This is a genomic window from Streptomyces sp. NPDC049813, assembly GCF_044465085.1.
In the GTDB taxonomy this organism is placed as follows: domain Bacteria; phylum Actinomycetota; class Actinomycetes; order Streptomycetales; family Streptomycetaceae; genus Streptomyces.
Map to the genome: position 1 here is coordinate 1 of NZ_JBITLI010000031.1, position 9,224 is coordinate 9,224.

Here is a 9,224-nt window from a genome sequence, read left to right on the forward strand (position 1 = left end):
CCTCGGTGGTCCTGGTGGTTCCGGTGGCCTCGGTGGTCCTGGTGGCCTCGGTGGTCCTGGTGGTCCCGGTGGCCTCGGTGGTCCTGGTGGTTCCGGTGGCCTCGGTGGTCCTGGTGGTACCGGTGGCCTCGGTGGTGCTGGTGGCCTCGGTGGTCCTGGTGGTCCCGGTGGCCTCGGTGGTCCTGGTGGTTCCGGTGGCCTCGGTGGTCCTGGTGGTTCCGGTGGCCTCGGTGGTCCTGGTGGCCTCGGTGGTCCTGGTGGTCCCGGTGGCCTCGGTGGTCCTGGTGGTTCCGGTGGCCTCGGTGGTCCTGGTGGTTCCGGTGGCCTCGGTGGTCCTGGTGGCCTCGGTGGTCCTGGTGGTCCCGGTGGCCTCGGTGGTCCTGGTGGTTCCGGTGGCCTCGGTGGTCCTGGTGGTTCCGGTGGCCTCGGTGGTCCTGGTGGCCTCGGTGGTCCTGGTGGTCCCGGTGGCCTCGGTGGTCCTGGTGGTTCCGACGGCCTCGGTGGTCCTGGTGGTCCCGGTGGCCTCGGTGGTCCTGGTGGTCCCGGTGGCCTCGGTGGTCCTGGTGGTCCCGGTGGCCTCGGCGGCCTCGGCGGCCCCGGTGGTCTCGCCGTCGACACCGCCCTCGTCCGGGACCTCGCGGCCGTACTGTTCGCCGCCGACGCGTGCGGAACCGCCGCCTGGGCCCTGCACACCGCCGCCGAACACGCCAAGGTGCGCGAGCAGTTCGGGCGGCCCATCGGACAGTTCCAGGGGGTCAAGCACCTCTGCGCCGACATGCTCGTCCGGGTCGAGCAGGCCCGCGCCCTGGCGTGGGACGCGGCGCGGGCGCTGGACGACGAGCCCGCCGCGCCCGTCCGCTCCCTCACCGCCGCACTCGCCGCGGGCACCGCCCTCGACGCGGCGTACGGCTGCGCCAAGGACTGCGTGCAGATCCTCGGCGGCACCGGCTTCACCTGGGAGCACGACGCCCACCTCTATCTGCGCCGGGCCGTCGTCGCCCGGCAGCTGCTCGGCCCCGGGGACGCGCACCGGCTGCGGGCCGTGCGGCTGGCCGGGGCGGGCGCCCGGCGCGGACTGCGGTTCGCGCTGCCCGCACAGGCACGCGGCCACCAGGAGCGGGCGCGGGCGGCGGTCCAGGCGGCCCGCGGCCTCGACCCGGCCGCCGCCCGCCGCGTCCTCGCCCCCACCGGGTACGCCGCCCCCCACCTCCCGCCGCCGTACGGGCTCGGCGCGGGCCCCGTCCAGCAGCTCGCCGTGCAGGAGGAGCTGCGGGCCGCCGGGGTGCGCGTCGCCGACCTCGGCATCGCCACCTGGGTCGTCCCCTCCCTCCTCACCTACGGCACCGCCGCGCAGCGCGAGCGCTACCTGCCACCGACCCTGCGCGGCGACCTGCTGTGGTGCCAGCTCTTCTCCGAACCCGGCGCGGGCTCGGACCTCGCGTCGCTGCGCACCCGCGCCGAGCGGACCGCGGACGGCCGCTGGCGGATCAACGGGCAGAAGGTGTGGACGAGCGCCGCGCAGGAAGCCGACCACGGCATCCTGCTGGCCCGCACCGACCCCCGCGCCCCCAAGCACCGCGGCCTCACGTACTTCCTCGTCGACATGAAGCACACCGACGGCATCGGCATCCGCCCGCTGCGCGAGATCACCGGCGACTCCCTCTTCAACGAGGTCCGCTTCGACGACGTCCTGCTACCCGCGGACGCCGTGGTCGGCGCGGTCGACGACGGCTGGCGGGTCGCCCGCCACACCCTGGGCGACGAACGCGTGCACATGGCCGACCAACTGGCCTTCGACACGGGCCTCGAGGCGCTGCTCGCCCGGGCGGACGGGCTCGACGACGCCGGCCGGGCGCGGCTGGGCACCCTCGCCGCGGAGGCGCACGCGCTGGGCTGCATCGGTCTGCGCACCACGATGCGGCAGGTCGCCGGGGAGGAGCCCGGGGCCGGCGCGTCCGTCCGCAAACTGATCCAGACCCCGCACCAGCAGAAGGTCGCCGAACTCGCCCTCGAACTCCTCGGCCCGGCGGGCGCGGTCCGCGAGGGCCCGGGGGAGCGGGCCCTGCACGGCTTCCTGCTGTCGCGCTGCCTGACCATCGCCGGCGGCACCACGCAGGTCCAGCTGAATGTGGTGGCGGAACGCATCCTGGGGCTGCCCCGCGACTGAGGACGCAGGCCGTGCCCGGCCGGGGGTGCGTAGGGTCGGGCTCCGTGGAGCTCAAACACCTCACCGGATTCATCGCCGTCGCCGAAGAGCTGCACTTCGGCCGGGCCGCCGAGCGGCTGCACATCGCCCAGTCGCCGCTCAGCCAGCAGATCAGGCTCCTCGAACGGGACCTGGGGGTCCGGCTCTTCGACCGGACGACCCGCAGCGTCCGGCTCACCCCGGCCGGCCACTCCCTGGTGGAGCCGGCCCGGCGGCTGCTCGCCGACGCCTCCGCGGTGCGGCGCACCGTGCGCGCCGCGCACCTCGGCGAGGCGGGCCGGGTCACCGTCGGCTTCGGGGGCGCCAGCAGCTACGCGGCGCTGCCGCTGCTCACCCGCGCCGTCACCTCCCGGCACCCGGGGATCGAGCTGGTGCTGGTCGGCCAGACGTACACCGGTGAGGCGCTGCGCCGGGTCGCCGACGGCACGCTGGACGTCGGTTTCATGGCACTGCCCGTGCGGCGCGGCATCACGGCCCGCGTCGTGCGCCGGGAGCGGCTGGTGCTCGCCCTGCCCGACAGCCATCCGCTCGCCGCCCTCGACGAGGTGCCGGTGCGCGAGCTGGCGGGGGAGCCCGTCGTGACGTTCCCGCTCTCCCGGGAGTCCGCCGTGCGCGAGGCGATGGCGCAGGCCTGCCACGACGCCGGGTTCGCGCCCCGGATCGCGCAGGAGGCCCCGGACTCGTACACCCTGCTGGCCCTGGTGGCGGCCGGGGTCGGGGTCGCCGTCGTGGTCGACTCCGCGCGCAGCATCCACCTGGAGCACGTGGTGTTCCGGCCGCTCACCGGGGACGGGGTCCCGGTCCTGCCGATCGCTCTCGGCTGGCGCGCCGGCAACGCGTCGGCGGCGCTCGACGCGGTGCTGCGCGTCGCGGAAGAGGTGCTGCCGACGCCGCCCGACACCCCGGATCATGCCGGATGACGTCTCAATCGGCGGTGTTCTCGGTCTTGGACAGCACCTAATGGTGCGGGGCAGAGTGAGCCGGGTCCCGCTCACCGACCTCCAGGAGACCACCCGTGCCCGACCGGAACCCGGCACCCCTGGCCGGCCTGAAGGTCGTCGACCTCTCCAAGATCCTCGCGGGCCCGTACGTCACCATGTCCCTCGCCGACCTGGGCGCCGACGTCATCAAGGTCGAGCACCCGGACGGCGGCGACCCCACCCGCTCCTGGGGCCCGCCCTTCAACGGCCCCGACGCCACCTACTACCTCGCGGCCAACCGCAGCAAGCGCTCCGTCACCCTCGACCTCAAGTCCCCGCCCGGCCGGGACGCCGTGCACCGGATGCTCGCCGGCGCGGACGTCATGGTGGAGAACTTCCGGCCGGGCTCCACCCTCGCCCGCCTCTTCGACCACAAGGAACTGAGCGCGCGCTATCCGCGCCTGGTCATCCTGCACATCTCGGCGTTCGGCGACACCGGGCCGCTGCGCGACGAGCCCGGCTACGACATGGTGGCGCAGGCGAGCGCCGGCCTGATGTCCCTCACGGGCGAGCCGGACGGCCCGCCCGTCAAGGCCGGCTACGCCATGGGCGACCTCGGCGCCGCCCTCTTCGGCCTCGTCGGCGTCAACGCGGCCCTCGTCGAACGCGAACGCACCGGCCACGGCCAGTACGTCACCACGTCGCTCTACGAGTCCCAGCTCGCCCTGCACATCAACTGGGCGACCGGCTACTTCGCCACCGGCGAGCGCCCCACCCGGCTCGGCTCCGGCCACCCGAGCCTCGTCCCGTACCAGGCGTACCCCGCGGCCGACGGCCACTTCGTGATCGCGGTCGGCAACGACGTCCTGTTCCGTCGCCTCGCCACCGCCCTCGGCCACCCTCAGTGGGCGGACGACCCGCGGTTCGCCACCAACCGCGACCGGGTCGCCCACCGGGCGGCCCTCAACGCCAAACTGGCAGCGGTCCTGGTCGATGAGCCCGTCGCCCGCTGGACGGCCCTGCTCGCGCCCCTGGGCGTGCCGGTCGCCGCCATCCGCACCCTCGACGAGGTCTACGCCTGCCCGCAGACCGCCGCGCTCGGCATGGTGCAGGAGGTGGACCACCCGGTGGCGGGGCCGCTGAAACAGGTCGCGTTCCCCGTCTCCTTCCGCGGCGAGCGCCCGCCCGTGCGCGGCGCACCGCCCACCCTCGGACAGCAGAGCCGCGCCGTACTCGCCGAACTCGGGTACGGGGAAGAGGAGATCGACCGTCTCCTGTCCGCCGCGCCCGACGACCCCCACCCGCAAGGAGCCTGATCCACGATGCCGTTCGCCGCGCTCGACCCCGCCGACCCGCTGAACCTGGAAGCCCTGCTGACCGACGAGGAGCGGGCCGTACGCGACACCGTCCGCCAGTTCCTCGACGACAAGGTCGAACCGCACATCGCCGACTGGTTCGAGAGCGGCGAGCTGCCCGATCTTCCCGGCCTGGCCCGCGCCTTCGGCGAGATGGGCCTGCTCGGCATGCACCTGGAGGGGTACGGCTGCGCCGGCCTGTCGGCCCGCGCGTACGGCGTCGCCTGCCGCGAACTGGAGGCCACCGACTCGGGGCTGCGCTCCTTCGTCTCGGTCCAGGGTTCCCTCGCCATGTTCGCGATCCACCGCTTCGGCTCCGAGGAGCACAAGCAGGAGTGGCTGCCGCGGATGGCCGCGGGCGAGGCCATCGGGTGCTTCGGCCTCACCGAGCCCGACCACGGCTCCGACCCCGCCTCGATGACGACGCGGGCCCGCCGCGACGGCGACGACTGGGTTCTCGACGGCCGCAAGATGTGGATCACCAACGGTTCGGTGGCGGCCGTCGCCGTCGTCTGGGCGCAGACCGAGGACGGCGTACGCGGCTTCGTCGTGCCCACCGACACCCCCGGCTTCTCCGCGCCGCTCATCAAGCACAAGATGTCGCTGCGCGCTTCGGTGACGAGCGAGCTGGTCCTGGACGGCGTACGCCTGCCCGCGTCCGCCCAGCTCCCCGCGGCGCGCGGCGTCGGCGCGCCGCTCACCTGCCTGAACGAGGCCCGCTACGGCATCGTCTGGGGGGTCACCGGCGCGGCCCGCTCGGCCTGGCGGGCGGCCCGCGACTACGCCGTGCAGCGCGAGCAGTTCGGCAAGCCGATCGCCGCGTTCCAGCTGACCCAGCAGAAGCTGGTCGACATGGCGCTGGAGCTGCACAAGACGACGCTGACCGCGTTCCAGCTCTCCGCCCTGAAGGACTCGCCCGCGGGCGTGCATCCGGCCCAGATCAGCTTCGGCAAGCTGAACAACGTCCGGGAGGCCATCGAGATCTGCCGCACCGCCCGCACGATCCTGGGTGCGAACGGCATCTCGCTGGAGTACCCGGTGATCCGGCACGCCAACAACCTGGAGTCCGTACTGACCTACGAGGGCACGACCGAGATGCACACGCTCGCCCTCGGCCAGGCACTGACGGGCCACGCGGCCTTCCGTTAGCCGTCCCGCCCTGCCACTATCTGACGACCCGTCAGGTGGCGGCAACGGCAGGAGGCCCCCAGCCATGAAGTCGTACATAGTCGGCGTCGGCATGACCAGGTTCGAGAAGCCCGAGAGCCGTGACTGGCAGTACTGGGACATGGTGAAGGAAGCGGGCGACGCCGCGCTGGCCGACGCCGGGATCGCCTACGGCGACGTACAGCAGGTCCCCGTAGGCCACTGCTTCCAGCCCTCCACGGCGGGCCAGCGCGCCGTCTACGAACTGGGCCTGACCGGCGTCCCCGTCTACAACGTCAACAACAACTGCGCGACCGGCTCGACCGCGCTGATGCTGGCGCGGCAGTTCGTGGCAGGCGGGGTCAGCGACTGCGTGCTCGCGGTCGGCTTCGAGAAGATGAAGCGCGGCGCGCTCGGCGGGGGCGCCGACGCCGGCGCCGACTTCGCGGCGTCCCCCGTCGCCCGCCACTACGGCGTCATGGCCGCCCGGCACGGCTTCGAGATGTCCCCGCCCACCGCCCAGATCTTCGGCGACGCCGCGCGCGAGCACATGGAGAAGTACGGCACCACCGCGGCGCAGTTGGCCGCGGTGGCCGCCAAGAACCACCGTCACTCGGCCCACAACCCCTACGCCCAGTTCCAGGACGTGTACACGGTCGATGAGATCCTCGCCGCGAAGACCGTCCACCGGCCGCTCACCCGGCTCCAGTGCTCGCCCACATCGGACGGCGCGGCGGCGGCCGTCGTCGTCTCCGGACGCTTCGTCGAGGAGCGCGGCCTGGGCGCGCGGGCGGTCGAGATCGTCGCCCAGGCGATGACCACGGACACCGAGGAGTCCTTCGCGTCGGGCTCGTGTGTCGACGTCGTGGGGCAGCCCATGTCCCGGGCGGCGGCGCGGCAGGTCTACGAGACGGCCGGGCTCGGCATCGACGACATCGACGTCGTCGAACTGCACGACTGCTTCTCGATCAACGAGCTGCTGACCTACGAGGCGCTCGGCATGTGCGCGGCGGGCGAGTCCGGCAAGCTCGTCGAGTCGGGCGCGACCACCCACGGCGGCCGCTGGGTCGTGAACCCCTCGGGCGGCCTCATCTCCAAGGGCCACCCGCTCGGCGCCACCGGCATCGCCCAGCTCGCCGAACTGACCTGGCAGCTGCGCGGTGAGGCGGGCGCCCGCCAGGTACCCGGGGCGCGGACCGGGCTCGCGCACAACATCGGGCTCGGCGGGGCGGCGGTCGTGACGCTGGTGCGCCGCCCCTGACCGCGGTCCGCTACGCCGGCTCCGGCCGCCACTCCTCGGCCAGGACCGCCATCAACACCTCGTCACGCCAGACCCCGTCCCGCAGCTCGACGTGGCGGCGCACCCCTTCGAGGACGAAGCCCGCCTTCTCGTAGACGCGCAGCGCCCGGGCGTTGTCCGCATACGCCGCCAGCTCGATGCGGTGCATGCCGAGCGCCTCGAAACCGTGCCCGACGACGAGCCGGACCGCCTCCGTACCGAGCCCCCGGCCGCGCCCGCGCGGCCCGATCAGCGTCCGGAACGTGCAGCGGCGGTGCGCCGGCTCCCACTCGTTCAGCACGACCTCACCGACCAGCTCTCCGGTGGCGCGATCGGTGACGGCCAGATCGAGCCGGTCCTCCTGCGCGCCGCGCGAGCCGTACCAGGACCGCAGGTGCGCGTCGCTGAACGGCGCCGGGTCCCCGCCGGTGAAGTACAGCAGCTCGGGATCGCGCAGGATCACGGCCATGACCTCCGCGTCCTCCTCGGTGAAGGGCCGCAGGACGGTCCGGTCGCCGGTGAGGACGGGCTTGTGGGAGAAGGGGGCCGGGTTGGGGGACGCGGCGGTGCCAGTCGTGGTCATCCGGGAAGTCTGCCCCACGGGCCGGACAGCCGCCGAAAGGGTTTCGGGCAGACGGGAATCGTCAGACGGGCCCTAGGCCCGAAGGCCTATGACCTCCGGCCCATGAGGGGTGCACCGAAATCCTGATGTACGGGGTCCCGCCCGCCTGCGACCATGACACTCATGCCGCAGAACTCCGCTGACCTCAAGGCCGGCCCCGGCGTGGGGATAGCCGCCCGCAGACCCGCCCCGCCCGCCTGGCTGATCGTGGCCGTGGCATGCGCCGGACAGTTCCTCGTCGTCCTCGACGTCTCCGTCGTGAACGTCGCCCTGCCGTCCATGCGCGCCGACCTCGGCCTGAGCCCGACCGGGCTGCAATGGGTGGTGAACGCGTACTCGATCGCGTTCGCCGGGTTCATGCTGCTCGGCGGCCGGGCGGGCGACCTCTTCGGCCGCAAGCGGATGTTCCTGGTCGGCCTCGGCCTCTTCACCCTCGCCTCGCTCGCCGGCGGCCTCGCCCAGGACGACTGGCAGCTCCTCGCGGCGCGGGCCGTGCAGGGCCTGGGCGCCGCGGTGCTCGCCCCCTCCACCCTCACCATCCTCACCTCCGCCGTGCCGGAAGGGGCGGCGCGGGCCCGCGCCATCGCGACCTGGACCGCCGTCGGCGCGGGCGGCGGCGCGGCCGGCGGCCTCGTCGGCGGCGTCCTCACCGAGGGTCTGAACTGGCGCTGGGTGCTGCTCATCAACGTGCCCCTGGGCGCCGTCGTCCTCGCGGCCGCCGCCCGCTGGATCCGCGAGTCCCGCGCCGGCGGCGAGCGCCGCCTCGACCTGCCGGGCGCGCTCCTCGTCACGGCGGGCACCGCCACCCTCGCCTACGCCATCGTGCAGACCGAGGCGGAGGGCTGGGGCGCGGCCGCCACCCTGGTGCCGCTCGGCGTCGCCCTCGCGCTGCTCACCGGGTTCCTCGTCGTCGAGGCCCGTACGCGGCTGCCGCTGATGCCGCTCGGACTCTTCCGGGTGCGGTCGGTGGCCGCGGCCAACGCGGCGATGTTCGTCTGCGGCATGGGCAGCTTCGCCATGTGGTTCTTCATGACGCTCTACGCGCAGAACGTGCTCGGCTACACGCCCATCGAGGCGGGCCTCGCCCTCGTGCCCAGCTCCCTCGCGGTGGTGGCGGGCTCCAAGACCGCGCCGCGGCTGATGCGGGTGTTCGGGGCGCGGAACGTGGCGGTGACCGGTGTGCTCGTCACCGCGGCCGGGTTCGCCTGGCAGTCCACGATGAGCGCGGACGGCTCCTACGTCACGACCATCATGCTGCCCGGCATCGTGATGATGGCCGGCGCCGGGTTCGCGATGACGCCGCTGGCCTCGCTGGCGACGTCCGGGGCGGCGCCGGGGGACGCGGGGCTGGTGTCCGGGCTCGTCAACACGAGCCGCACGCTCGGCGGGTCGCTGGGGCTCGCGATCCTGTCGACCGTCGCGGCGAGTCGCTCCGCGGGGGAGGCGGGGGCGGTCGGGCTGACCCGGGGGTACGCGGGGGCATTCCTGTGCGGGGCCGGGATTCTGGTGGTGGCTGTGGGGGTGCTGGTCCTCTGGATGCCAAGGGCTGCCGCCGATCGGGCAGGGAACTAGCCGCGGGCCCGGTCTTCTCGGCCGCGGGCCCGGTGGGGCTTCTCGCGCAGTTCCCCGCGCCCCTGGAGCATGCGGCTTCGCCGCAGCCCCAGGGGCGCCCGATGAGAGGTCGCACGAAGTGCGC

General features: G+C 73.9%; 7 protein-coding genes and 1 pseudogene. 6 read left to right on the forward strand and 2 right to left on the reverse strand.

What is annotated here, in order from left to right; translation table 11 throughout:
* Positions 1-691, reverse strand: a 691-nt coding sequence (locus ACIBW6_RS34780) for a hypothetical protein (protein WP_399066944.1), incomplete at its 3' end; no start/stop codon positions are given.
* Between ACIBW6_RS34780 and ACIBW6_RS34785 the strand changes: the two are divergent.
* The 5 genes and pseudogenes from ACIBW6_RS34785 to ACIBW6_RS34805 all read left to right on the forward strand — a co-directional run.
* A pseudogene (locus tag ACIBW6_RS34785) lies at positions 605-2,167 on the forward strand (acyl-CoA dehydrogenase family protein); the annotation flags it as partial. The gene ACIBW6_RS34780 and the pseudogene ACIBW6_RS34785 overlap by 87 nt on opposite strands.
* A 44-nt stretch (positions 2,168-2,211) precedes the next feature.
* Positions 2,212-3,126 (forward strand): LysR substrate-binding domain-containing protein, encoded by a 915-nt coding sequence (locus ACIBW6_RS34790; RefSeq protein ID WP_399066931.1) that lies wholly within the window; start codon positions 2,212-2,214, stop codon positions 3,124-3,126.
* 95 nt (positions 3,127-3,221) lie between these two features.
* Positions 3,222-4,442, forward strand: coding sequence for a CaiB/BaiF CoA transferase family protein (locus ACIBW6_RS34795; protein ID WP_399066933.1), 1,221 nt, complete (start codon positions 3,222-3,224; stop codon positions 4,440-4,442).
* A 6-nt stretch (positions 4,443-4,448) separates the two neighbouring features.
* Positions 4,449-5,630 (forward strand): acyl-CoA dehydrogenase family protein, encoded by a 1,182-nt coding sequence (locus tag ACIBW6_RS34800; RefSeq protein ID WP_399066935.1) that lies wholly within the window; start codon positions 4,449-4,451, stop codon positions 5,628-5,630.
* 64 nt (positions 5,631-5,694) lie between these two features.
* Positions 5,695-6,888 (forward strand): thiolase C-terminal domain-containing protein, encoded by a 1,194-nt coding sequence (locus ACIBW6_RS34805; protein WP_399066937.1) that lies wholly within the window; start codon positions 5,695-5,697, stop codon positions 6,886-6,888.
* A 10-nt stretch (positions 6,889-6,898) separates the two neighbouring features.
* Here ACIBW6_RS34805 and ACIBW6_RS34810 read toward each other — a convergent pair whose 3' ends face one another.
* A complete protein-coding gene (locus ACIBW6_RS34810; RefSeq protein WP_399066940.1) occupies positions 6,899-7,489 on the reverse strand; it encodes a GNAT family N-acetyltransferase in 591 nt (196 codons plus the stop codon).
* 153 nt (positions 7,490-7,642) lie between these two features.
* Here ACIBW6_RS34810 and ACIBW6_RS34815 point away from each other — a divergent pair, with 153 nt between their 5' ends.
* Entirely contained in the window at positions 7,643-9,100 is a 1,458-nt protein-coding gene (locus ACIBW6_RS34815; protein ID WP_399066942.1) for an MFS transporter, read from the forward strand.
* The last annotated feature ends 124 nt before the right edge of the window (positions 9,101-9,224 follow it).